Origin of the sequence: Pseudomonas atagonensis, assembly GCF_011369485.1 — a bacterium.
Taxonomy (GTDB): Bacteria; Pseudomonadota; Gammaproteobacteria; order Pseudomonadales; family Pseudomonadaceae; genus Aquipseudomonas; species Aquipseudomonas atagonensis.
In genome coordinates this window covers 32,155-54,375 of record NZ_VXCA01000030.1, presented here as the reverse complement: position 1 = coordinate 54,375, position 22,221 = coordinate 32,155, and the positions used below count along the sequence as shown (strand labels likewise).

The window sequence follows — 22,221 nt, the reverse complement described above, 5'->3', positions numbered from 1 at the left end:
AGGATTATACCTGAGCTATGACCTCACGCGCCAGTTGAGGTCGGGTTTGATGCGGAAACATTGCGACTTAGAAGGTCGCGCAGTTGATTTTTCTCTTCCAGGCTCAGTTCGCTTTGACGCGCTTTCCTGAGCAGTTGTTCCAGATTTCGCTCGCGTTGGCGGGCTGACAAGCTAGTAATGGTGTCGAAAAACTGTTGTTCAAGGTTATCTCCGTCAATCAGCCATTCCTTTTCTGCCAGTGCCTTGAGCAACCGACCCTGTTCGGTGCCGTGCCATCGCGCGATCAACTGAAATGAGTTTAGCTTGGGATTCTTCTGTACGGCTTCGAGCAGCGCCACAAGCAACTGGGCGTTGGTCTGATTCTCGTCGGCAATGTGCCCGGCGTCCTCGACGCGCTCGGCCAGTTGCGGGTGATGAAGCAGTGTGCGCAGGGCGGTCAGGGTCGGTGACTCGACGCCGATCGGCGTGCGCGGACGTTGCTGATCACGATCACCGCCACGCTTGCCGTTCTTGTCCCACGGTTTCTTGTCCCACTTCTTGCCGCCGGCGCCGGGTTTCTTTGGCGTCCACTCCTGCTGCGGCACATACATGTCCTGTGCCTGCGGCTGATGGTAGTCGCTGTAGTCCGGCATTGCGTCGTAATCGATGCCCGGATCGTAAGCCGGTGGCGCTTCCTGCGGGGCGCTTTGCGCGAGCTGGCTGACGGTTTCGCTGCTCAGGCCGGTGATTTCGGTCAGGCGTTGACGCATCAGAATGCGCAGGTTGGCGCCGGGTACTTTGTCGATCAACGGTGCGGCGAGGGTGGCCATGTGGGCCTTGCCTTCGAGCGAGCGCGGATCGGCTTCTTCCGTCAGTTGCTGGAAAAAGTAATCCGCCAGCGGCTGTGCATGCTGATTGATTCGGGCCTTGAAGGCATCGGTGCCTTCGGAGCGAACCAGTGTGTCTGGATCCTCGCCCTCGGGCAGAAACAGAAAACGCGCTCGACGACCATCCTGCAGGCTCGACAGTGTTGCTTCCAGGGCGCGCCAGGCGGCGTTGCGGCCGGCCTGGTCGCCGTCGAAACAGAACAAAACGTTCGGCACGACGCGGAACAAGCGCTTCAGGTGTTCTTCACTGGTCGCGGTGCCCAGTGTTGCGACGGCATTTTTCAGGCCTTGCTGGGCGAGTGCAATGACGTCCATGTAGCCCTCGACGACGATGATTTCGTCAAGGTTGCGGTTGTTCTTTCGCGCTTCATAAAGGCCATAGAGCTCCTGGCCTTTGTGAAATACCGGGGTTTCCGGTGAATTCAGATATTTCGGTTTGTCGTCGCCGAGCACTCGGCCACCGAAAGCGATGATCCGGCCGCGGGTGTCGCGAATCGGGAACATCACGCGATCGCGGAAGCGGTCATAGCGTTTACCGGTTTCGGCGTTCTCGATCAGCAGGCCAGCGTCGATCATGGCTTTTTGTTGCAGGGTGTCGCTGCTCAAGTGTTTGAACAGGTTGTCCCAGCCTGGCGGCGCAAAGCCAAGGCCGAAATCCCGGGCGATTTCGCCGGTCAGGCCACGACCCTTGAGGTAATCCACGGCTGCCTTGCGGGCAGGATGGCTCTTGAGTGCCTGCTTATAAAAGTCAGCGGCGGCGGTGAGCAGTGGGTATAGCGGCGAGTCAGTCGGTTGTCGTGGCTTGCGCTCGCGACCGCTTTCTTCTCGAGGGATTTCCATGCCCGCGGCTTTCGCCAGATCCTCGACGGCCTGGGGAAAATCCAGGTTGTCGTGGTCCATAAGGAAGCCGAGGGCATTGCCGCCGGCGCCGCAGCCGAAGCAGTAATAGAACTGCTTGTCGGGGCTGACGCTGAAGGACGGGGTTTTCTCTTTGTGAAACGGGCAACAGGCGGTGTAGTTCTTGCCGGCCTTCTTCAATTGCACGCGCGAGCTGACCACGTCGACGATGTCGGTGCGGTTCAGCAGGTCGTCAATGAAGCTCTGGGGAATCAGCCCGGCCATGGCGTTCTCGTCGTCTGCGCTGTAATAAGTCCGATGCGAAGGGCTGCCGGACGCGGGTCGTTGTTTGAAGCACGCAAAATGTGCGGCTCGACCGGTGTCGTCTGCTTGATCGCTGTCGGGAAGTGTATCTGCCGAAAATCCACTGACGTGAGTACCTATCAGTCTTCGACTATTTGAAAGTGTTGCGCTGAATCCGCTGACGGCCGGTTCAGGGCCTCGGATAGCTCAATAAAGCGGGCACGCGTGTAGGTGCCTTGGGCTGATCGTCGTAAGAGGAATCAGTGGGTGTGCTCGTCAGTAGCCTTGAAAGGCTCGTCAGAAAAGACGTGCACCGCTGGCAAAAGAGCCAGGTCTGACGCGTGAAGCAGATTTGTCTCGGTCGCGTGTGCGGCTTCGACGGTGAAGCATCAAGCGTTTTACGCAAATGCCATTAGCCCGGCTGAGGGCCGGGCTTAGGCAAGAAGCTTGCTACGAACGTCTGTGTATTAGTACAGACGAACGGCGCGGCGCTGTTCGCGCTGAACTTTCTTGGCGTGACGCTTAACAGCGGCTGCTGCTTTGCGCTTACGCTCAGAAGTTGGCTTCTCGTAAAATTCGCGGCTACGAACTTCAGCCAGTACACCGGCTTTTTCGCAGGAGCGCTTGAAACGACGCAGAGCTACGTCGAAGGGTTCGTTCTCTTTAACTTTGACGGCTGGCATCCAGAGCTACCTTCATTCATTACCGGGGTCAACATCCTCGCGGCAAAAGAGCACTTGAAGACGTCGGTTTTTAAGGGTTGCGGATGTTAACCCCTCATCGCTCGGAATGCAAAGCCTCTGATCGAAAACCGCTGGTCTGGGCATCACGTGGGGACTATTATGCGCGCCTTCGAATTCAGCCTAAACAAGGCGCAAACCCATGCTAGTACTGGGATTAGAAACCTCCTGCGACGAAACCGGCGTCGCATTATATGACAGTGAACGCGGTCTGCTGGCCGACGCGCTGTTCAGTCAGATCGACCTGCATCGCGTGTATGGCGGTGTGGTGCCGGAGCTGGCCTCGCGTGACCACGTCAAGCGCATGCTGCCCTTGATTCGTCAGGTGTTGGCCGAGGCTGACTGTGTGCCGACCGAGATCGATGCAATCGCCTATACCGCGGGTCCTGGCCTGGTTGGCGCGTTGCTGGTCGGCGCTTCCTGCGCCCAGGCGCTGGCCTTTGCCTGGGGCATTCCGGCGCTTGGTGTGCACCACATGGAAGGCCATTTGCTGGCGCCGATGCTGGAGCCGAAACCGCCGGAATTCCCGTTCGTCGCTTTGTTGGTGTCTGGCGGTCATACGCAACTGGTTCAGGTCGATGGCATTGGTCAGTACAGCCTGCTCGGCGAAACGCTCGACGATGCTGCCGGCGAAGCTTTCGACAAGACCGCGAAAATGATGGGCCTCAATTACCCGGGCGGTCCGGAAATCGCCAAGCTGGCGGAGACGGGCGTTGCAGGACGTTTCACCTTTCCGCGTCCGATGTGTGATCGACCGGGGCTGGAGTTCAGCTTCAGTGGTTTGAAAACCTCTGCGCTCAACACTTGGCAGCAGTGCGTCAGCGCCGGGGACGACAGCGAGCAAGCCCGTTGCGACATCGCGCTGGCGTTCCAGCAGGCCGTGGTGGAGACTTTGACCATCAAGTGCAAGCGTGCCCTGAAACAGGCGGGCATGAAGCGTCTGGTGATCGCTGGCGGCGTCAGTGCCAACAAGGCGTTGCGTGTTTCGCTGGAGAAAATGCTCGGCGACATGAAGGGCGACGTGTTTTATGCCCGTCCCGAGTTTTGCACCGACAACGGCGCGATGATTGCGTTTGCCGGTTGCCAGCGTTTGCAGGCCGGTCAGCAGGAAAGTCTGGCGATCAGCGTGCAGGCGCGCTGGCCGATGGAGCAGTTGTCGGCGTTGTGATGCGTGGCGCTCATGAACGGTATTTAAAAATGCCGTTCGCGCCCGGCAAACAGGTCGCGTAGATTGCCGCGGTGGCGCCAGACGATCAGTAATGTCAGGGCGCTCATCGGCAACAGCGCCTCCGGTTCCTGCCAGGCCAGCAACGGCAGAGTCAGCGGCGTGGCGATCAGTGCCGCCAGCGAGCTGGTGCGGGTCAGGTAGAACGTCAGCAGCCAGGCGCAGATGGCCAGCAGTGCGGCGGGCGGATACAGGCCCAGCAACATGCCGGCGGCAGTGGCAACGCCCTTGCCGCCACGAAAACGGAAATACAGCGGGAACAGGTGACCGATCACGGCGCACACGCCGATCCAGGCCTGATCCTGCAGCGAAAGGCCCGCCGCCGCTGCGATCAGCACCGGCAGCAAGCCTTTGCACAGATCACCTAGCAGGGTCAGGATCGCCAGTTTGCGACCGGCCAGGCGCAGCATGTTGGTGGCGCCGGCATTACCCGAGCCACTCATTCGCGGGTCCGGGTTTCCGGTCAGGCGGCTGAGCAAAATGGCGAAGGACAGCGAGCCGAGCAGGTAGGCGAGGATCGCCAGTAACCAAAACATGCTAACTATTCCGGGCGAGGACGCCCTGATTCTAACGGCGCATTGCGCCCTTGTCGTGCAGCGGAGAAAAGTGCTTGGACAGAGTGTTTATCGAGGGCCTGGAAGTCGACACCGTGATCGGTGCCTACGACTGGGAGCGCGGCATCCGACAGTGCCTGCGTCTTGATCTGAGCTTCGCTTGGGACAATCGCCCGGCCGCCGCCGGTGACGACCTGACTCTGGCGCTGGATTACGCCAGCGTTTCCACGCGTATTCAGGCGTTTGCCGAGCAGGCGCAGTTTCAACTGGTCGAGACCTTCGCCGAGCGTCTGGTCGAAGTGCTGATGGCCGAGTTCAAGATCACTTGGGTGCGTCTGAAGCTGACCAAGCCCGGCGCCGTGCCGGCCGCCAAGGGTGGTGTGGGCGTGGAGATCGAGCGCGGATGTCGCTGACTCAGGTCTATCTTGGGCTCGGTAGCAATATCGAGCGCGAAACCCATTTGCGTGCCGGGCTCGATGCGTTGGCCACGTTTCTGGTGGACATCCGTTGTTCGGCAGTCTTCGAAAGCCAGCCAGTGGGCATCAAGAGCGGGCCGTTCTTCAATTTCGTGGTGTCGGCGTATACCGACCTGCCACTGATGGAGCTGGATCGGCGCTTGAAGTTCATTGAAGCGGACAACGGTCGTTATGCGCCGGATCGCAAGGGTTTGCCGCTGGATATCGACGTGTTGTTGTACGGCGATCTGGTGGGTAACTTCGACGGTCTGGTTCTGCCGCGGGCAGAAATCCTGAAAAATGCTTTTGTGCTGTGGCCGCTGTCGCTGATTGCCCCGGATCGCGTGCATCCGGGCGTGGGAAAAAGCTTCGCCACGCTGTGGGCAGAGGCGCAGATCGATCAGGTGTTGGCGCCGGTTGCGTTTGAATGGCGCGGTGAGCAGCTCACGTCTTCGGATCTCCGTTGATCTGACTGCCGCCTTCGCGAGCAAGCCCGCTCCCACAGGGGAGTGCATTCCAATGTGGGAGCGAGCTTGCTCGCGAAGCTTTTCAAGAGGCGCAAGCCTCTTTGTAAGTCTCGAGTGCCTTAAGCCGCTCGCGCTTGAGCGCCTCGCCCAACTCCGGCCCCTTGAATCCCTGCTCCAGCAACGGCTGTACCGCGACTTCCCGTGCTGCCTTGGCCGCACCGCGCAAATATTCCGCCTGTGGATAACTTCTCTGCTCCAGTCCTTTGCGTCCTCGCGCATCCATTTCGCAAGCCGCAATGAATTCTTCAAAGCGCTGCGGACGGCGATACACATCAAAGCTCTGCAATAACTCCAGCAACGTTGAAGCCTTCAGCTCAAGCGCGCGGTGCCCGTGCGTGTGATATTGGCCAACCAACAGTGCCAGCTCCTGACAGTCCTTCGGTGCCTTGAAGCGTTCGTTGACCGCTTTGATCAACTTCAGGCCTTTATGCTCATGGGCGATGTGCCGAGGCCATTCTTCCTCCGGCGTCAGGCCTTTGCCGAGGTCGTGCAGCAGGCACGCCCAGCGCACGGTCAGTGGCTGTTTGTGCAGCGCTGACTGCTCCAGCACGCTCAAGGTGTGGATGCCGCTGTCGATTTCCGGGTGATGGGCTTCCGGTTGCGGCACGCCGAACAAGGCATCGACCTCTGGCATCAGCACCTTCAAGGCGCCGCAATCGCGCAGCACCTGAATGAACATCTGGGGCTGATCTTCCATCAGTGCACGGGAAATCTCTTTCCAGCTGCGTTCGGCCGTAAGGGCTTCCAGTTCACCCGATTCGCTGAGCTGACGCATCAGCTCCAGTGTCTCGGGCGCCACCTTGAAGTCGAGTTCCGCGTAGCGGGCAGCAAAGCGCGCAACACGCAGAACCCTGAGCGGATCTTCGGCAAACGCGGGGGAAACGTGGCGCAGAATCCGCTCTTCGAGATCGCGTTGGCCGTGATATGGATCGGTCAGATTCTGCTGATCGTCCTCGGCCATGGCGTTGATGGTCAGGTCGCGGCGGATCAGGTCTTCTTCGAGCGTGACTTCGGGGCTGGCGTGAAAGGTGAAACCGCCATAGCCGCGACCGCTTTTGCGTTCGGTGCGGGCGAGGGCGTATTCCTCGCCACTTTTGGGGTGAAGAAACACCGGAAAATCTGCGCCGACCGGACGATAACCCTGCGCGAGCATTTCTTCGGTGGTGGCACCGACAACGACCCAATCGATATCAGTGACCGGTTTGCCCAGCAAACGATCACGTACCGCACCGCCAACCTTGAAAATCTGCATAAAAAACCTCCGTTAGCCCGACAGGATAACTCCTGCGTCAGACTTACGGAGGCCACAAGCGGATCAAAGATGAATGACGGCGAGGTCGAGCCGGCCGTAATCCCCTTCGCTGTGTTCACTGCGTGGCGGAACATGATGGGTTTTCATGATCTGGTCGCCCTGCAGGGTTTCCAGATGAATGTCGAAGCCCCACAGACGATGCAGGTGTTTGAGCACCTCGTCAGTAGAGTCGCCCAGCGGTTTGCGGTCATGTTGCTGGTGACGCAAGGTCAGTGAGCGGTCACCGCGCCGGTCGATGCTGTAAATCTGCACATTCGGCTCACGATTGCCGAGGTTGTACTGCGCAGCCAGGGTTTCTCGGATGATTCGGTAGCCGGTCTCATCGTGGATTGCCGGCACCAGCAGGTCATCTTTCTGATCGTCATCGAGGATACTGAAGAGCTTCAGATCGCGGATCACTTTGGGTGACAGGTACTGCAGGATGAAACTCTCATCCTTGAAGCTGCTCATGGCGAACTTGATGGACGACAGCCAGTCGCTACCGGCGAGCTCCGGGAACCAGCGGCGGTCTTCTTCCGTAGGGTCTTCACACATGCGACGGATGTCGCGGTACATCGCAAAGCCCAGTGCGTAGGGGTTGATTCCGCTGTAGTAAGGGCTATCAAAACCAGGCTGGAACACCACGCTGGTGTGCGACGTGAGAAATTCCATCATGAAGCCGTCAGTCACCAGCCCTTCGTCGTACAGGTCATTCATCAACGTGTAGTGCCAGAACGTTGCCCATCCTTCGTTCATCACCTGGGTTTGGCGCTGTGGATAAAAATACTGGGCGATCTTGCGCACGATCCGCACGATCTCGCGCTGCCAGGGTTCCAGCAGCGGCGCGTGTTTCTCGATGAAGTAGAGGATGTTTTCCTGCGGTTCGGCCGGGAAGCGTGCGTTGTCCTTGTCGCTGTACTTGTCCGCGCCTTTGGGAATGGTGCGCCACAGATCGTTGATCTGCTTCTGCATGTGTTCTTCACGATCCTTCTGCCGCCGGCGCTCTTCTTCAGCGGATATCGGGTACGGACGTTTGTAGCGGTCGACGCCGTAGTTCATCAGTGCGTGGCAAGAGTCGAGCAAGTCCTCCACCGCATCGATGCCGTGGCGTTCCTCGCATTGCATGATGTACTGCTTGGCGAACACCAGGTAATCGATGATTGAACTGGCGTCGGTCCAGGTGCGGAACAGGTAATTGCCCTTGAAGAAGCTGTTGTGGCCGTAGCACGCATGCGCCACCACCAGCGCCTGCATGCAGATGGTGTTTTCTTCCATCAGATAGGCGATGCAGGGGTCGGAGTTGATCACGATCTCGTAGGCCAGGCCCATCTGCCCGCGACTGTAGGATTTTTCAGTGCTGAGGAAGTGCTTGCCGTAGGACCAGTGGTGATAACCCAGCGGCATGCCCACCGAGGCGTATGCATCCATCATTTGCTCGGCAGTGATCACCTCGATCTGGTTGGGGTAGGTGTCCAGCGCATAGCCGGCCGCGATACGGGCGATTTCGCGGTCGTAGGTCTGGATCAGCTCGAACGTCCATTCGGAGCCGGTGGAAATGGGTTGGCGCTTCTGCTCTTTGGCGGTCATGTCACTAACCTGCGCTGGAAGAGTTCACGGAAGACCGGATAGATATCCCCGGCCGAGACCAGTTGCTGCTGGGCAAACGTGTCGGAAAAGGCTTCGGCGATGCGCTCGTATTCGTACCAGAGAGCCTGGTGTTCGCGCGGGGTGATCTCCACATAAGTGTAGTACTGCACAAACGGCATGATCTGATTGATCAGAATATCGCGGCAGATCGGCGAGTCGTCGTTCCAGTTGTCACCGTCGGAAGCCTGCGCCGCATAGATGTTCCACTCGTTGCTCGGATAGCGCTCGGCCATGATTTCCTGCATCAGTTTCAGGGCGCTGGAGACAATGGTGCCGCCGGTTTCGCGGGAATAGAAAAATTCCTCCTCGTCTACTTCGCGGGCACTGGTGTGGTGGCGGATGAACACCACGTCAATCTTGTCGTAGTTGCGCTTCAGGAACAGGTACAACAGGATGAAAAATCGCTTGGCGATATCCTTGGTCGCTTGAGTCATCGAGCCGGAAACGTCCATCAGGCAGAACATCACGGCTTTCGAACTTGGATTTGGCTGCTTGATCAGCAAGTTGTACTTCAGGTCGAAGGTGTCGAGAAACGGCACGCGATGGATGCGCGCGCTGAGTTTTTCAATTTCGGCCTCGAGTTCCTGAATGTCGCCGAAGTTGTCCGGCTCTTCGCGTTTGAGTCGTGCCAGCTCCTCTTTGACTTCGCGCAGTTTTGCCCGACTGCTACCGGACAAAGCGATACGCCGTGCATGCGCCGAGCGCAGGGTGCGGATGATGTTGATCCGTGACGGATTGCCTTCGTTGCTGATTCCCGCTCGTACGGTTTTGAAGGTGTCGGTGCCGCTGAGGTTGCGTTTGACCAGGTTCGGCAGTTCAAGGTCTTCGAACATGAACTCGAGAAACTCTTCCTGAGTGATCTGGAAGACAAATTCGTCCATACCCTCGCCGGAATTGCCGGCCTTGCCAGGCCCGCGTCCGCCGCCGCCTCCCGGTGGTCGGGCGATGTGTTCGCCCGCGGTAAATTCCTTGTTGCCGGGATGAACCACGGTCTGCTTGCCGCCACGACCGTGGTGCAGCACCGGCTCGTCGATATCGCGACCGGGAATGCTGATCTGTTCGCCGTGCTCCATATCGGTAATGGAACGACGACTGACCGCCTCTTCGACAGCCTTCTTGATGTGGTCACGGTAACGCCGCAGGAAGCGCTGACGGTTCACCGTGCTCTTGTTCTTGCCATTGAGACGTCGGTCGATCACATAACTCATGGGAAGCCCTCCGGGCAGCTTCAAGTTGTGAGCCTCAAGCTGCAAGTAAAAGCAGTCTCCCGGGCATCTGTGGGTTACGCGCTTTGTTCTTGCAGCTTGTAGCTAGAAGCTTGCAGCTGCTTCACTGCGACTTCCGGACCCGTAGGTACCATTCGGAAAGAAGCCGTACCTGTTTGTCGGTGTAGCCGCGCTCGACCATTCGTGTAACGAAGTCGTTGTGTTTCTGTTGATCCTCTTTGCTGGCCTTGGCGTTGAAACTGATGACAGGCAGCAGATCCTCGGTGTTCGAGAACATTTTCTTCTCGATGACCACCCGCAGTTTTTCGTAGCTGAGCCAGGTCGGGTTCTTGCCGTTGTTGTTGGCTCGGGCGCGCAGTACGAAGTTGACGATCTCGTTGCGGAAATCTTTCGGATTGCTGATGCCGGCCGGTTTCTCGATTTTTTCCAGCTCTTCGTTCAGGGCTACGCGATTGAGGATCTCGCCGGTTTCCGGATCGCGGTATTCCTGATCCTGAATCCAGAAGTCCGCATACAGCACGTAGCGGTCGAAGATGTTCTGGCCGTACTCGCTGTAAGACTCGAGGTAGGCGGTCTGGATCTCCTTGCCGATGAATTCGATATAACGCGGTGCCAGGTATTCCTTCAGGTAACGCAGATAGCGCTCGCGGGTTTCGGCCTGGAACTGTTCCTGTTCGATCTGCTGTTCCAGCACGTAGAGCAGGTGCACCGGGTTGGCGGCGATTTCATGCGGGTCGAAGTTGAAGACCTTAGACAGGATCTTGAACGCGAACCGGGTCGACAGACCGTTCATACCCTCATCGACGCCTGCCGAGTCGCGATATTCCTGGATCGACTTGGCTTTCGGATCGGTGTCCTTGAGGTTTTCGCCGTCGTAGACGCGCATCTTCGAATAGATGTTGGAGTTTTCCGGCTCCTTGAGGCGCGACAGCACGGTGAACTGCGCGAGCATCTTCAAGGTGTCCGGCGCGCAATGGGCCTTGGCCAAAGAGCTGTTGAACAGCAACTTGTCATAGATCTTCACTTCGTCGCTGACTCGCAGGCAGTACGGCACTTTGACGATGTAGATCCGGTCGATGAAGGCTTCGTTGTTCTTGTTGTTGCGGAAGGTGTGCCACTCAGATTCGTTGGAGTGGGCGAGCAGGATCCCGGTGAACGGAATCGCGCCGAGACCTTCGGTACTGTTGTAGTTGCCTTCCTGAGTGGCGGTCAGCAACGGGTGCAGCACCTTGATCGGTGCCTTGAACATTTCGACGAACTCCATCAGACCCTGGTTGGCCCGGCACAGCGCACCGGAGTAGCTGTAGGCGTCGGCGTCGTTTTGTGGGTATTCCTCGAGTTTGCGGATGTCGACCTTGCCGACCAGGGCGGAAATGTCCTGGTTGTTTTCGTCACCCGGTTCGGTCTTGGCCACGGCGATCTGGTTGAGAATCGACGGGTACAGTTTGACCACGCGGAACTGGCTGATGTCGCCGCCGAATTCGGCCAGGCGTTTGGTCGCCCATGGCGACATGATGGTGTTCAGGTAGCGCCGTGGAATGCCGAAGTCTTCTTCGAGGATCGCGCCATCTTCGGTGGCGTTGAACAAGCCCAGAGGCGACTCGAAAACCGGCGAGCCCTTGATCGCGTAGAAGGGCACTTTTTCCATCAGTTGTTTCAGCTTCTCGGCCAAGGACGATTTACCGCCACCGACAGGGCCGAGCAGGTAGAGGATCTGTTTCTTCTCTTCCAGGCCCTGGGCGGCATGGCGGAAATACGAAACGATCTGGTCGATGCATTCTTCCATCCCGTGGAAGTCTTCAAAGGCCGGATAGCGACGGATCACCTTGTTGGAGAAGATGCGTGACAGCCTCGAATTGGTCGAGGTGTCGAGCAGCTCCGGTTCGCCGATAGCCATTAACAGACGCTCGGCGGCGGAAACGTAGGCGCTGCGATCCTTTTTGCACAGTTCCAGATACTCCTGCAGGGAGAATTCTTCCTGGCGTGTGGATTCAAAGCGTTGTTGGAAGTGGCTAAAGATACTCATGACGTCACCTCGCTCGATACGTGGAGCCGACGCCGGGTCACTCAGTCGATGCTGGCATGCAGCCGCGTTGGCAGCTGATGTTTACCCCCCAGAACACTTTCGAGGTCGACAACCTTGAAAGTCACTCCCGATGACCCGTGCGCCGGTGTACCGGCTCTCCCCTGTTTTGGATGGCCTGGGCTTAAGGATAGTTGGGAATTCAGGAGGTAAAGGCGAGATACGTAATTAGTTGTGGCAGACCGTTCGTCTGCCACCGCGCAGGCCCACGGCAGCCGGGGGTCTGCAGGTTACAAAAAAATTATTCGGAGGTGTCTTGCGCCGTTTCCGCAGGATAAGTCGTACGCCACAGCTCGAAACCACCGTCCATGCTGTAGACGTCGGAGAAGCCCTGACTGATCAGGTAAGCAGCCGCCCCCTGACTGGAGTTGCCGTGGTAGCAGACCACCACGGTCGGTGCGTCAAGGTCGGCACCCTGAATGAAAGCGTGCAGGGAGTGGTTGTCCAGGTGCTTCGAGCCGCTGATGTGCAGGGCGGCGAAAGTGGCCGGGTCGCGAACGTCGACCACGACAGCACCTTGCTCACGCAGGGCCTGGGCCTGCTCCGGGGGGATTCGTTTGAATTCGCTCATGGCGTGTTCCTGTTGCTCGGCTGAATGCGCAGTCTAACGCGGGGCGCTGACTGGCGAAGTTTCGGGGATAAGTGGTGCGACGGTTAGGGCGAGGCCGCCATGTTCATCGCATTTGCACGACAGGCGTTCGCCGCTGTCGACGTTCATCAGGGTCAGGCTGCCACCCCAGACACAACCGGTGTCCAGCGCAGAAATACCCGGCTCATGGATATTGCCTTCCAGCGCCGCCCAGTGGCCAAAGATGATTCGCAGGCCTTTGGTCTTGCGTTCCTTGTGCTGGAACCACGGTTTGTAGCCGGGCGGGGCGGTGTCGAGGCCTTCCTTGCTCTTGAGGTCGAGCTTGCCTTCGGCGGTGCAGAAGCGCATGCGTGTGAAATAGTTGGTGATGACGCGCAGGCGGGTGACGCCTTTGAGGTCGTTGTCCCATTTCGCCGGTTCATTGCCGTACATGCCGTCGAGGTAGGCAGGAAACAGATTGTCGTCGCGCAGGGCGGTTTCGACTTCAGCGGCACACTTCAGGGCACGGCGCAGCGACCATTGCGGCGGAATGCCTGCGTGAGCCATGGCGACATCACGCACCTCGTCGTAGTGCATCAGTTTCTGCTGACGCAGCCACTCCATCAGCACGGGGCCGTCCGGGGCTTCGATAATTTCGCGCAGGGTGTCGGATTTCTTCAGACGCTCGATTTTTTTCGCGGCCGCCAACAAGTGCAGGTCGTGATTGCCCAGCACGCAGACCAGCGATTCACGAATGCCATACAGAAAACGCAGGGTTTCCAGTGACTGTGGGCCACGGTTGACCAGATCACCAACCAGCCACAGCCGGTCGAGCGCCGGATCGAACGCTACCTGCTTGAGCAGGCACTTCAGTGGATCAAGGCAGCCCTGCAGGTCGCCGACGGCATACGTCGCCATCAGTGCAGGGCTCCGGGGACGGCGAGGCGGAAGGGTTTGATGATCGCGTCGAAATGTTTGCCGTCGGTGGCGACCATCTCGTAAGTGCCTTGCATGGTGCCAACCTTGGTGGTCATGACTGTGCCGCTGCTGTAGGTGTGGCTTTTGCCTGCATCGATCAGCGGTTGCTGGCCGACGACACCCGCGCCGCGTACTTCTTCGACATGGCCGTCACCGTCGGTGATCACCCAATGGCGCGACATCAGGCGTGCGGATTGCTCGCCATTGTTCTGCACGGTGATGGTGTAGGCGAAGGCGAAGCGGTCGTGCTCGGGTTGCGATTGGTCTGCCAGATAGTGGGTAACGACGCTGACATCGACCTGATAACGAGGATCGGACATGCAAAAGGGCCTTAAACGAAGCGGAACGCGAGGCGTAGCTGATGGGGAATCAGTCTAGGCAAGTATCGGGCAGTAAACCAGAGTGGCGTCCTGCCCGATAGCGTTCATCGTTTGTCAGTCGGCGGCGGGGGTTGCCGGGACTTGTACGGCAAGCTGGTCGGCCAGACGTACGAATGCTGCCAGATCCAGTTGCTCGGGACGCAGGCTGCCATCTACGCCGGCGGCTTCGATTTCTGCGTTGCTGAGCAATTGTTTGAGGGTGTTGCGCAGGGTTTTGCGGCGTTGGTTGAACGCTTCGCGCACAACGCGCTCCAGCAACTTGTGATCCTTGGCCGGGTGCGGCAATACCGCGTGCGGCACCAGACGGACGATGGCGGAGTCGACTTTCGGTGGCGGGTTGAACGCACCCGGCCCGACGTTGAACAGATGTTCCACGCGGCAATGGTACTGAACCATGATCGACAAACGACCCCAGTCGCCACCGCCGGGGCCAGCGGCCAGACGCTCGACCACTTCTTTCTGCAGCATGAAGTGCATGTCGCGAATGATGCCGGCGTTGTTCAGCAGGTGAAAAATCAGCGGCGTGGAGATGTTGTACGGCAGATTACCGACAACGCGCAGGCTGTTGGGTGCGGCGTTGAGCGTGTTGAAGTCAAACTTCAGCGCGTCGCCCTGGTGCAGGTTGAAATTGCTCTTGCCGGCAAACTGCTGGTTGAGGATCGGGATCAGATCCTTGTCCAGTTCCACCACGTCCAGTTGCGCACCGGAATTGAGCAGGCCGGCGGTCAGTGCGCCCTGGCCCGGGCCGATTTCCAGCAGGCGATCTTCAGACTTGGCACTGATGGAGCGCAGGATGCGGTCGATAACGCCGGCATCGTGCAGGAAGTTCTGGCCAAAGCGTTTGCGCGCCTTGTGTTGGTATTGCTCGGTCATAAACGGGTCTCGGCCATCTGGTAGGCGGTTTCCAGGGCGACTTGCAGGCTGCCGGTGTCGATCTTGCCGCTGCCGGCCAGATCCAGGGCAGTGCCGTGGTCGACCGATGTGCGGATGATCGGCAAGCCCAGGGTCACGTTGACGGCAGCGCCGAAGCCTTTGTACTTAAGCACAGGCAAGCCCTGGTCGTGGTACATCGCCAGCACTGCGTCGCAGTGCTCCAGATATTTGGGGGTAAACAGAGTGTCGGCAGGCAGCGGGCCACGAAGGTCCATGCCCTCGCCGCGCAGGCGCTCTAATGTCGGTTCAATGATGTCGATTTCTTCATGGCCCAGGTGTCCGCCTTCACCGGCGTGCGGGTTGAGCCCGCACACCAGGATGCGTGGCCGGGCGATGCCGAATTTGTTCTGCAGATCAGCGTGCAGGATCCGCGTAACCCGCTCCAGCCGCTCCGGCGTGATTGCATCGGCAATCTCGCGCAGGGGCAGGTGAGTGGTGACCAGTGCCACGCGCAAGCCGCGCGTGGCAAGCATCATCACCACTTGTGCGGTATGCGTCAGGTCGGCCAGAAATTCCGTGTGCCCGGAGAACGCGATGCCAGACTCGTTGATCACGCCCTTGTGCACGGGCGCGGTGATCATCCCGGCGAAGTCGCCGTTCAGGCAGCCGTTACCGGCGCGGGTCAGGGTCTTGAGGACGAACGCGGCGTTGGCCTTGTCCAGTTGTCCGGCGACCACCGGGGCGCTGAGCGGAGTATCCCAGACGTACAGGCTGTCGGCCGGCGCCGGAACATCCGGCCAGTGATCTGGCCCGACCTCCAGCAGATTGACGGCCAGCCCCAGTTGCGCGGCCCGCTCAAGGAGCAGGTCGCTGCTGGTGATGGCAATCAGGGGATGTGGCTGGGCTTGCGAGGCGAGCAGCAGGCACAGGTCGGGACCGATGCCGGCTGGTTCGCCGGGTGTCAGCGCGAAACGCTTGGGTTTCACTGCGCTGCCTGGTCTGCACCAGGGAGTTTGATCTCTACGTACGCTTCGTCACGGATCTGACGCAGCCAGGTTTGCAGCTCTTCGTCGTATTTGCGGTTACGCAATACGGTCATGGCCTGCTGCTCGCGGGCCTGTTCGGTGCTGTCGGTGGCGCGACGGCCAAGGACTTCCAGAACATGCCAGCCGTATTGGGTCTGGAACGGCTTGGACAGCTGACCTTGTGGGGTCTTGGCCATCACTGCGCGGAATTCCGGAACCAGTACGCTCGGGTCGATCCAGTTCAGGTCGCCACCGTTAAGGGCGGAACCCGGGTCTTCCGAGTATTTCTTGGCCAGTTCGGCAAAGTCTTCGCCGGCTTCGATGCGGTTGTAGAGCGACTGAACCAGTTCTTTGGTCTTGGCTTCGTCGCGAACCGGGCTTGGCTTGACCAGAATGTGACGCACATGCACTTCGTCGCGCATCTGGCTTCCACCGCCGCGTTTTTCCAGCAGTTTCAGGATGATGAAACCGCCCGGGGTGCGTGCAGGCTGAGTGATGTCGCCGACGGCCATGCTGCTCAGTTCGCGGTCGAACGGCGGTGGCAGTTGCGCGGCTTTACGCCAGCCCATATCGCCGCCTTCCAGTGCGTTGTCGCTGGCGGATTTGGCCACGGCCATCTGACCGAAGTCAGCGCCTTGCTTGAGCTGCTGGTAAACCTCCATCGCCTGACGGGCCGCGCTCTGAATCGCTTCGGAGTTGGCGCTTTCAGGGGTCGGAATCAGGATGTTGGCCAAGTGCAGTTCTTCGGACAGTTGCATCTTGCCCAGATCGGAGGCGAGGAAGTTTTTCACTTCCTGCTCGGACACCTGAATACGTTCGGCTACACGGCGCTGACGCACACGGCTGATGATCATCTCGCGACGGATCTGGTCACGGGCGTCGTCGTAGGACAGGCCGTCGTGAGCCAGAGCGGCGCGGAACTGGTCAACCGTCATGTTGTTGCGCTGGGCAATGGTGCCGACAGCCTGGTTCAGTTCTTCATCAGTGATGCGGATGCCGGAACGTTCGCCGATCTGCAGTTGCAGGTTTTCGACGATCAGGCGCTCGAGCACCTGTTGATCCAGCACGCCCGGAGGCGGCAAACCGCCGCCGCGCTTGGCAATGGTTTGCTGAACTTCATGGACACGCTGGTCCAGTTGGCTTTGCATGACCACGTCGTTGTCGACGATCGCTACCACTTTATCGATGGACTGTACCGCGGCGTTGGCCGCAGTACCCAGGAACAGCGCGCCCAGCACTAGCGGGCGCAGACAATCAGAAAGCTTGGTCTTCACGTTCACGATAACCTTGAATGCCTTTGTCGAGGAAGCTCTCTACCTTGGCGCCAGTAAGGCCACCGAGTCCCTTCAGAACAATTTGGAGGAAGACGCCATGGTCGCCTTTTTCGTTTTGCGGAGCTTCCTGACTGAACTCGTCGTAGGAAACCCAGTAACGGTTGATCAGGCGCAGTTTCCAGCAGCAGTTGTCGTACTCGAAACCACCGAAGGCTTCCAGGGTACGGTTACGGTTGTAGTCGTACTGCCAGCGGCTGATCGCGTTCCACTGCGGAACAATCGGCCAGATGACCGAGAAGTCATGCTGCTGGATCTTGTAGTAGTCCTTCACGTAGCCAGGCTGGCCTGGCGTGCCGTAGTCGCCACCACCCACCGACCATTTACCGGTGTTCTGGTCGTAACGAACCTGGTCATTGCGATAGCGATAACCGGCGTTGATAACCTTGTTCGGGTTGTCTTCAGGCTGGTAGTGGAACATCGCACTGCCGGAACGCGGGCTGCGGCTGTCCGGATCCCAGTTGTAGTCGGCCGTGGTGCGCCAATCGCGGTTCCAGCGATATTCGTATTCCAGTGCGTATGGCGAAACGTTGGATTTCGCGTCATCACGGGTTTTCGCATCGATGCCAGGCAGCTGGACTTCACGATCCTTGAAGTACAGCGCCTGACCGACGCTGATACGTTGACGTTCGAAACCGTCGTCTTCGATCCAGCGGCTGGTCACGCCCAGCGACAGTTTGTTCTCGTCACCGACACGGTCGGAGCCAGAGAAGCGGTTGTCACGGAACAGCGAGGCGTAGTTGAAGGTGTATTCGCTGGTGTCGAATACCGGAATGTCGGACTGGTCTTTCTCAGGTACGTAGAGATAGAACAGGCGTGGTTCCAGGGTCTGACGATAATTTTTGCCGAAGTACGACGTGTTGCGGTCGAAGTACAGGCCACCGTCGATGCTCGCAATAGGTACGCCGCGGTTCTGGTTCGTGTCAAAAGTGCCGTTGAGCTTCTGTTGCTCGGCCGTCATCGCGTCAATCTGCGACTTGCCGGTGCCGTCCAGATCCAGTTGATACTGGGTGTACTGATACTTGAGCGATGGTTTCAGGAAACCATAAGTCCAGTTCATCGGCAGGCTGACACCCGGTTTGAGGTTCAGACGGTCGCCGTTGGCACGAGCCAGGCCTTGAATGTTGTTGTCCAGACGAGACTCTGTAGTAACGCCGTCTTCCTGGGTAAATGTCCCGGTTTTCAGATCACGATCAAACCGCACGATCTCGGTCTCGTAATCGAAGTTCAAACCTTCCGGATGATACGGCAGCTGACCATTGAAGGTGATCTGCGGCAGACGGCCATACGGCGTGATGTTCGAAACGGTAGCCAACTGGTACTGCTGAGCATTCAGGCGAGCGGTGTAGTTATCACCACGATAAGTAACCGAACCCTGCTGGTTCACGAAATCGCTGGATTTCACACCAATCTGATCGGTCTGCAGATCCTGGAAGTAATACGGATCGCTGATCTTGGTGTAGTCAACCTGAGTAAGCACACGGGAATCGAGACCGCCCTTGTGCTGCCAGTTGTACATGTAGCGGGTTTTTTCGTAATCGGTCTGCTTGCTGCGTTCGGTATCGTCATCGTTCAGATACGCCGCACCGAACTGGCCTTCACTCGACTTGGTCAGGTAACGGAACTCGCCTTCCACCAACATGCCACGCTTGCTCATGTAGCGCGGGTACAACGTGGCGTCGTAGTTCGGCGCCAGGTTGAAGTAGTAAGGCGTGACCAGCATGAAGCCGGTATCGCTGCCGCTGCCGATGGTCGGCGGCAGGAAGCCCGACTGGCGACGGTCGTCGATAGGGAAGTAGATGTAAGGGGTGTACAGAACCGGAATGTCTTTTACGCGCAGCGTCACGTTGGTCGCGGTACCGAAGCCGGTGGCCGGGTTCAGGGTGATGTTATTACCCTTGAGCTGCCAGGCGTTGCTGTTCGGTTCGCACGTGGTGTACGTGCCGTCCTTCAAACGGATGATCGCGTTTTCGGCACGCTTGGCGTACAGCGCGTTACCGCGGATGCGCGATTTGTGCATCACGTATTCGGCGTTGTCGACCTTGGCTTCACCGGTGTCGAGCTGCACATCGGCGTGGTCGCCGACGATCAGCGCACCGTTGTCACGGATACGTACGTTGCCGGCCAGTTCGCCACGGCTCTCGGCCTGATACAGATTCGCCTCGTCGGCTTCAACCTGCATGCTGCCCTGGCGCATGACCACGTCACCGGCCAGGCTCGCGACTTGCGAATCCTGCTGATAACGCGACGCCTTGGCGCCGATGAAGGTCGGTGCGTCACTTTTATTCGTCTTGTCATTCATGCCAGGACGAATCGGTTCGATATAGGAACCAGAACAGTAAGGACCGGTCTCGGCCAATTGGGCGGCGGTGAGCTTCTCGCGCGGAACCCAGTCGAGGTGACTGTAGTCTTCGCTACGGGATTTCAGGCCACGGCCCTTGGATTCGGTGACCAGTGCGGGCTTGGCGCCTGTTTCGGCCACCGAACCGTTCTCGGCCGGGGCTTCGCCGGTGGCGCTGACGGCACTGCCGTCATGCACTGGACGCGGCGGCAATGCCGCAGCCGACGTCTTGGGCGCACAGTCCCAGCCACCCGAAGCCGAGACGGAGCAGTCATACTGCTCGGCGGCAACAACGAATTGACTGGCCAGAGGTTGCATAGCCAGCAGACTGCCGGTTACCAACAATGGAAATTTTTTACGAAACGCGGGGGATTTCAATGCCATCTTATTAGTCCGGGCTTCCTGCGTGCCATCTGCCCGCGGTGTGGGCCGCACGCCTCTCGATGGTCTGAAAAAGATGCTGGATAATAAAGCATGACCCGCTTGACGGCTAGCGCCGTCGGAGACCCTTGCAATGCCTGACCAAGATGTACGCTTGCAACACCTGAAAGTTTGGCTCGATGAACAGTTGGCAATCCTTTTTGCAGCTCAGGGCTGGGGCACCGTGCCCCCGGCCACGTTGACTGCGGCCAGCAGCGACGCGAGTTTCCGCCGTTACTTCCGTTGGGAAGGGGCGGGTCGCAGCTTTGTCGTGATGGACGCGCCACCCCCGCAGGAAAACTGCAAACCGTTCGTGGATATCGCCTTTTTGCTGGCGAAATCCGGAATAAATGTGCCGAAAATTTATGCCGAAGACCTCGAGCGCGGTTTTCTTTTGCTCAATGACCTGGGCAACAAGACCTATCTCGACGTGATCGATGGCGAAAATGCCGACGCTTTATTCAGCGATGCCCTGCAAGCACTGCTGGCTTTTCAGCAGTTGCCGATGGTGGCGCCGCTGCCAAGTTACGACGTGGCATTGCTGCGTCGTGAGCTGGAACTGTTCCCTGAGTGGTACGTGAAGCGCGAACTGGGCGTCGAATTCGATTCGATCCAACAACAGCAGTGGCAAAACATCAGCGATCTGCTGATCGATAGCGCCCTGGCCCAGCCGAAAGTGCTGGTACACCGCGACTACATGCCGCGCAACCTGATGCTCAGCGAACCGAACCCCGGCGTGCTGGACTTTCAGGACGCGGTCTACGGCCCGGTGACTTACGACGTGACGTGCCTGTTCAAGGACGCTTTCCTCAGTTGGCCTGAAGAACGCGTACGTGGCTGGCTGGAAAAATACTGGCAACAAGCGTCGGCACTGAACATCCCGGTGCAGCCGGACTTCGAAGATTTCCTGCGTGCCAGCGATCTGATGGGCGTGCAGCGGCACTTGAAAGTCATCGGCATCTTCGCCCGCATCTGTCATCGCGACGGCAAGCCGCGTTACCTCGCGGATGTGCCACGCTTCTTCTTCTATATAGATGCGGTGATTTCGCGTCGTCCCGAGCTGGCCGAACTGCAAGCGCTGCTCGTCAGCCTGCGTGGTGGAGCGTCGGCATGAAGGCGATGATTCTGGCGGCAGGCAAGGGCGAGCGCATGCGCCCGCTGACCCTGACCACTCCGAAACCGCTGGTGCGTGCCGGCGGTGTACCGCTGATTGAATATCACCTGCGTGCCCTCGCGGCGGCCGGTTTCAACGAAATCGTGATCAATCACGCATGGCTCGGTCAGCAGATCGAGGACTACCTCGGCGACGGTTCGCAATTCGGCGTGAGCATTCAGTACTCGCCGGAAGGTGAGCCGCTGGAAACCGGCGGCGGGATTTTCCGTGCGCTGCCGTTGCTTGGCGACGACGCGTTTCTGGTGGTCAACGGCGACATCTGGACCGATTACGATTTCAGCGTTTTGCATCAGCCGATCTATGGTCTCGCGCATCTGGTACTGGCGGATAACCCGGCGCATCACCCGGCGGGTGATTTCACGCTGACCGACGGCCAGGTGCATGACGGTCAGGCCGATGCACCGACACTGACGTACAGCGGCATCGCCGTGCTGCACCCGCAGCTGTTCGACGGCTGTGCGGACGGCGCTTTCAAACTGGCACCGTTGCTGCGCAAAGCCATGGCGAACGACGAGGTCACGGGCGAGCGTCTTAAAGGTCATTGGGTCGATGTCGGTACGCATGAGCGTCTGGCTGAAGCCGAAACCTTGATAGAAGCGAGTCGCTGATATGTTGTGGCCAGGGACTCTGATTGGAGCCGGTGCGGGTTTTGCGATTGCCAGCATTCCGGGGGCCATGCTTGGGGCATTGTTGGGGCAGGCGCTGGATCGGCGCCTGCACTTGCAGAGCTGGGGACATTTGCGGGAAAAGCTCGGCGGGCGGCCGATGCTGCGCAACGACGAATTGTTGTTCGTGTTACTCGGACGTCTGGCCAAGAGCGACGGGCGGGTCACCGACGGGCACATCCAGCAGGCGCGTAACGAGATGCGTGCGTTGGAAATGAGTGAGCCGGCGCAGCGGCGGGCGATTGCCGCGTTCAATCGCGGCAAGTCCGGCAGCGACAATCTGCGCGGTTATCTGCGACGTCTGAGTGCGCAACCACACGCGGCTGAAGGTGTGTTGCGAGCCTGTTGGCGAATGGTTTGGGCCGATGGCCGTGCCGGCGTCAGTGAGCGTGAATTGCTGGCGCAGTGGGGCAAGTGGCTGGGCTGGACGACGCATCAGGTGCAGGCGTTGGCCAGTGATTATGAACCCGGCAAACGGCCAATCGTCAGTGCGGCGGTGAGTTATCAGGAGGCGATGCGTTTGCTCGGCGTGTCGGCGAGCAGTGAACCGGCGCAGATAAAGCGCGCGTACCGGCGTCTGCTCAGTCGTCATCACCCGGACAAGATCGCCGGGACCGGCGCAACACCCGCGCAGGTGCGAGAAGCGACCGAGAAAACCCGCGAGCTGCATAACGCTTACACGTTGATTCGTGAGCGGCGGGATTTTCGTTAA

General features: G+C 59.0%; 20 protein-coding genes. 6 read left to right on the top strand and 14 right to left on the bottom strand.

Translation table 11 applies throughout. The features are described 5' to 3' along the window. Positions 1-23: 23 nt before the first annotated feature. The gene (gene dnaG, locus F2P67_RS21300) at positions 24-1,988 is read right to left on the bottom strand and encodes a DNA primase (RefSeq protein ID WP_166223311.1); all 1,965 of its coding nucleotides are present in this window, start codon (positions 1,986-1,988) and stop codon (positions 24-26) included. 485 nt (positions 1,989-2,473) lie between these two features. After that, a complete protein-coding gene (rpsU, locus tag F2P67_RS21295; RefSeq protein ID WP_002551877.1) occupies positions 2,474-2,689 on the bottom strand; it encodes a 30S ribosomal protein S21 in 216 nt (71 codons plus the stop codon). 199 nt (positions 2,690-2,888) lie between these two features. Between rpsU and tsaD the strand changes: the two genes are divergently transcribed. Next, positions 2,889-3,914 carry a tRNA (adenosine(37)-N6)-threonylcarbamoyltransferase complex transferase subunit TsaD gene (gene tsaD, locus F2P67_RS21290; protein ID WP_166223308.1) on the top strand — a complete coding sequence of 342 codons (1,026 nt, stop codon included), beginning with the start codon at positions 2,889-2,891 and terminating at the stop codon, positions 3,912-3,914. A gap of 23 nt (positions 3,915-3,937) precedes the next feature. On the opposite strand, the gene plsY is transcribed toward tsaD, so the two are convergent. Continuing rightward, the gene (plsY, locus tag F2P67_RS21285) at positions 3,938-4,507 is read right to left on the bottom strand and encodes a glycerol-3-phosphate 1-O-acyltransferase PlsY (RefSeq protein WP_166223305.1); all 570 of its coding nucleotides are present in this window, start codon (positions 4,505-4,507) and stop codon (positions 3,938-3,940) included. A 74-nt stretch (positions 4,508-4,581) separates the two neighbouring features. Here plsY and folB point away from each other — a divergent pair, with 74 nt between their 5' ends. Beyond that, positions 4,582-4,938, top strand: coding sequence for a dihydroneopterin aldolase (gene folB / locus F2P67_RS21280; protein WP_016772885.1), 357 nt, complete (start codon positions 4,582-4,584; stop codon positions 4,936-4,938). Then, positions 4,929-5,447, top strand: a complete 519-nt coding sequence (gene folK, locus F2P67_RS21275; RefSeq protein WP_166223302.1) for a 2-amino-4-hydroxy-6-hydroxymethyldihydropteridine diphosphokinase — start codon at positions 4,929-4,931, stop codon at positions 5,445-5,447. Before folB ends, folK begins: the two co-directional genes overlap by 10 nt. A gap of 82 nt (positions 5,448-5,529) precedes the next feature. Here the strand turns inward: folK and F2P67_RS21270 are convergent, their stop codons facing one another. The 11 genes from F2P67_RS21270 to F2P67_RS21220 form a co-directional block, all read right to left on the bottom strand. Next, a complete protein-coding gene (locus F2P67_RS21270) occupies positions 5,530-6,759 on the bottom strand; it encodes a multifunctional CCA addition/repair protein (protein ID WP_166223299.1) in 1,230 nt (409 codons plus the stop codon). Between the two features lie 63 nt (positions 6,760-6,822). Next, complete coding sequence (locus tag F2P67_RS21265) at positions 6,823-8,385, bottom strand: SpoVR family protein (RefSeq protein WP_166223296.1); 1,563 nt, start codon at positions 8,383-8,385, stop codon at positions 6,823-6,825. Continuing rightward, a complete protein-coding gene (locus F2P67_RS21260) occupies positions 8,382-9,653 on the bottom strand; it encodes a YeaH/YhbH family protein (protein ID WP_166223293.1) in 1,272 nt (423 codons plus the stop codon). Before F2P67_RS21260 ends, F2P67_RS21265 begins: the two co-directional genes overlap by 4 nt. Before the next feature lie 121 nt (positions 9,654-9,774). After that, positions 9,775-11,697, bottom strand: coding sequence for a PrkA family serine protein kinase (locus tag F2P67_RS21255; RefSeq protein WP_166223290.1), 1,923 nt, complete (start codon positions 11,695-11,697; stop codon positions 9,775-9,777). 298 nt (positions 11,698-11,995) lie between these two features. After that, positions 11,996-12,325, bottom strand: coding sequence for a thiosulfate sulfurtransferase GlpE (gene glpE / locus F2P67_RS21250; protein WP_166223287.1), 330 nt, complete (start codon positions 12,323-12,325; stop codon positions 11,996-11,998). 33 nt (positions 12,326-12,358) lie between these two features. Continuing rightward, entirely contained in the window at positions 12,359-13,240 is an 882-nt protein-coding gene (locus tag F2P67_RS21245) for a symmetrical bis(5'-nucleosyl)-tetraphosphatase (RefSeq protein ID WP_166223284.1), read from the bottom strand. Then, complete coding sequence (gene apaG / locus F2P67_RS21240; RefSeq protein ID WP_166223281.1) at positions 13,240-13,620, bottom strand: Co2+/Mg2+ efflux protein ApaG; 381 nt, start codon at positions 13,618-13,620, stop codon at positions 13,240-13,242. Before apaG ends, F2P67_RS21245 begins: the two co-directional genes overlap by 1 nt. Before the next feature lie 114 nt (positions 13,621-13,734). Continuing rightward, positions 13,735-14,553 (bottom strand): 16S rRNA (adenine(1518)-N(6)/adenine(1519)-N(6))-dimethyltransferase RsmA, encoded by an 819-nt coding sequence (gene rsmA / locus F2P67_RS21235; RefSeq protein ID WP_166223278.1) that lies wholly within the window; start codon positions 14,551-14,553, stop codon positions 13,735-13,737. Then, the gene (gene pdxA, locus F2P67_RS21230; protein WP_166223275.1) at positions 14,550-15,539 is read right to left on the bottom strand and encodes a 4-hydroxythreonine-4-phosphate dehydrogenase PdxA; all 990 of its coding nucleotides are present in this window, start codon (positions 15,537-15,539) and stop codon (positions 14,550-14,552) included. The genes rsmA and pdxA overlap by 4 nt, the downstream gene beginning before the upstream one ends. Beyond that, positions 15,536-16,858: a peptidylprolyl isomerase SurA gene (surA, locus tag F2P67_RS21225; RefSeq protein WP_178120946.1), complete on the bottom strand. Its 1,323-nt coding sequence runs from the start codon at positions 16,856-16,858 to the stop codon at positions 15,536-15,538. Before surA ends, pdxA begins: the two co-directional genes overlap by 4 nt. After that, complete coding sequence (locus tag F2P67_RS21220) at positions 16,833-19,634, bottom strand: LPS-assembly protein LptD (RefSeq protein ID WP_166223269.1); 2,802 nt, start codon at positions 19,632-19,634, stop codon at positions 16,833-16,835. The genes surA and F2P67_RS21220 overlap by 26 nt, the downstream gene beginning before the upstream one ends. 130 nt (positions 19,635-19,764) lie before the next feature. On the opposite strand from F2P67_RS21220, the gene F2P67_RS21215 reads away from it, so the two are divergent. From F2P67_RS21215 to F2P67_RS21205, 3 genes are read left to right on the top strand one after another with little or no spacing between them, the layout of a single operon-like run. Continuing rightward, complete coding sequence (locus tag F2P67_RS21215; RefSeq protein WP_166223266.1) at positions 19,765-20,784, top strand: aminoglycoside phosphotransferase family protein; 1,020 nt, start codon at positions 19,765-19,767, stop codon at positions 20,782-20,784. Beyond that, on the top strand, positions 20,781-21,452 hold the full coding sequence (murU, locus tag F2P67_RS21210) for an N-acetylmuramate alpha-1-phosphate uridylyltransferase MurU (RefSeq protein WP_166223263.1): 672 nt from the start codon (positions 20,781-20,783) through the stop codon (positions 21,450-21,452). Before F2P67_RS21215 ends, murU begins: the two co-directional genes overlap by 4 nt. A 1-nt stretch (position 21,453) precedes the next feature. Further along, complete coding sequence (locus tag F2P67_RS21205) at positions 21,454-22,221, top strand: TerB family tellurite resistance protein (protein ID WP_166223260.1); 768 nt, start codon at positions 21,454-21,456, stop codon at positions 22,219-22,221.

Excerpts from the sequence above, each read along its gene's own strand:
- dnaG (WP_166223311.1), bottom strand. The coding sequence starts at position 1,988 with ATGGCCGGGCTGATTCCCCAGAGCTTCATTGACGACCTGCTGAACCGC.
- rpsU (WP_002551877.1), bottom strand. The coding sequence starts at position 2,689 with ATGCCAGCCGTCAAAGTTAAAGAGAACGAACCCTTCGACGTAGCTCTG.
- tsaD (WP_166223308.1), top strand. The coding sequence starts at position 2,889 with ATGCTAGTACTGGGATTAGAAACCTCCTGCGACGAAACCGGCGTCGCA.
- plsY (WP_166223305.1), bottom strand. The coding sequence starts at position 4,507 with ATGTTTTGGTTACTGGCGATCCTCGCCTACCTGCTCGGCTCGCTGTCC.
- folK (WP_166223302.1), top strand. The coding sequence starts at position 4,929 with ATGTCGCTGACTCAGGTCTATCTTGGGCTCGGTAGCAATATCGAGCGC.
- F2P67_RS21270 (WP_166223299.1), bottom strand. The coding sequence starts at position 6,759 with ATGCAGATTTTCAAGGTTGGCGGTGCGGTACGTGATCGTTTGCTGGGC.
- F2P67_RS21265 (WP_166223296.1), bottom strand. The coding sequence starts at position 8,385 with ATGACCGCCAAAGAGCAGAAGCGCCAACCCATTTCCACCGGCTCCGAA.
- F2P67_RS21260 (WP_166223293.1), bottom strand. The coding sequence starts at position 9,653 with ATGAGTTATGTGATCGACCGACGTCTCAATGGCAAGAACAAGAGCACG.
- F2P67_RS21255 (WP_166223290.1), bottom strand. The coding sequence starts at position 11,697 with ATGAGTATCTTTAGCCACTTCCAACAACGCTTTGAATCCACACGCCAG.
- glpE (WP_166223287.1), bottom strand. The coding sequence starts at position 12,325 with ATGAGCGAATTCAAACGAATCCCCCCGGAGCAGGCCCAGGCCCTGCGT.
- F2P67_RS21245 (WP_166223284.1), bottom strand. The coding sequence starts at position 13,240 with ATGGCGACGTATGCCGTCGGCGACCTGCAGGGCTGCCTTGATCCACTG.
- apaG (WP_166223281.1), bottom strand. The coding sequence starts at position 13,620 with ATGTCCGATCCTCGTTATCAGGTCGATGTCAGCGTCGTTACCCACTAT.
- rsmA (WP_166223278.1), bottom strand. The coding sequence starts at position 14,553 with ATGACCGAGCAATACCAACACAAGGCGCGCAAACGCTTTGGCCAGAAC.
- F2P67_RS21220 (WP_166223269.1), bottom strand. The coding sequence starts at position 19,634 with ATGGCATTGAAATCCCCCGCGTTTCGTAAAAAATTTCCATTGTTGGTA.
- F2P67_RS21215 (WP_166223266.1), top strand. The coding sequence starts at position 19,765 with ATGCCTGACCAAGATGTACGCTTGCAACACCTGAAAGTTTGGCTCGAT.
- murU (WP_166223263.1), top strand. The coding sequence starts at position 20,781 with ATGAAGGCGATGATTCTGGCGGCAGGCAAGGGCGAGCGCATGCGCCCG.
- F2P67_RS21205 (WP_166223260.1), top strand. The coding sequence starts at position 21,454 with ATGTTGTGGCCAGGGACTCTGATTGGAGCCGGTGCGGGTTTTGCGATT.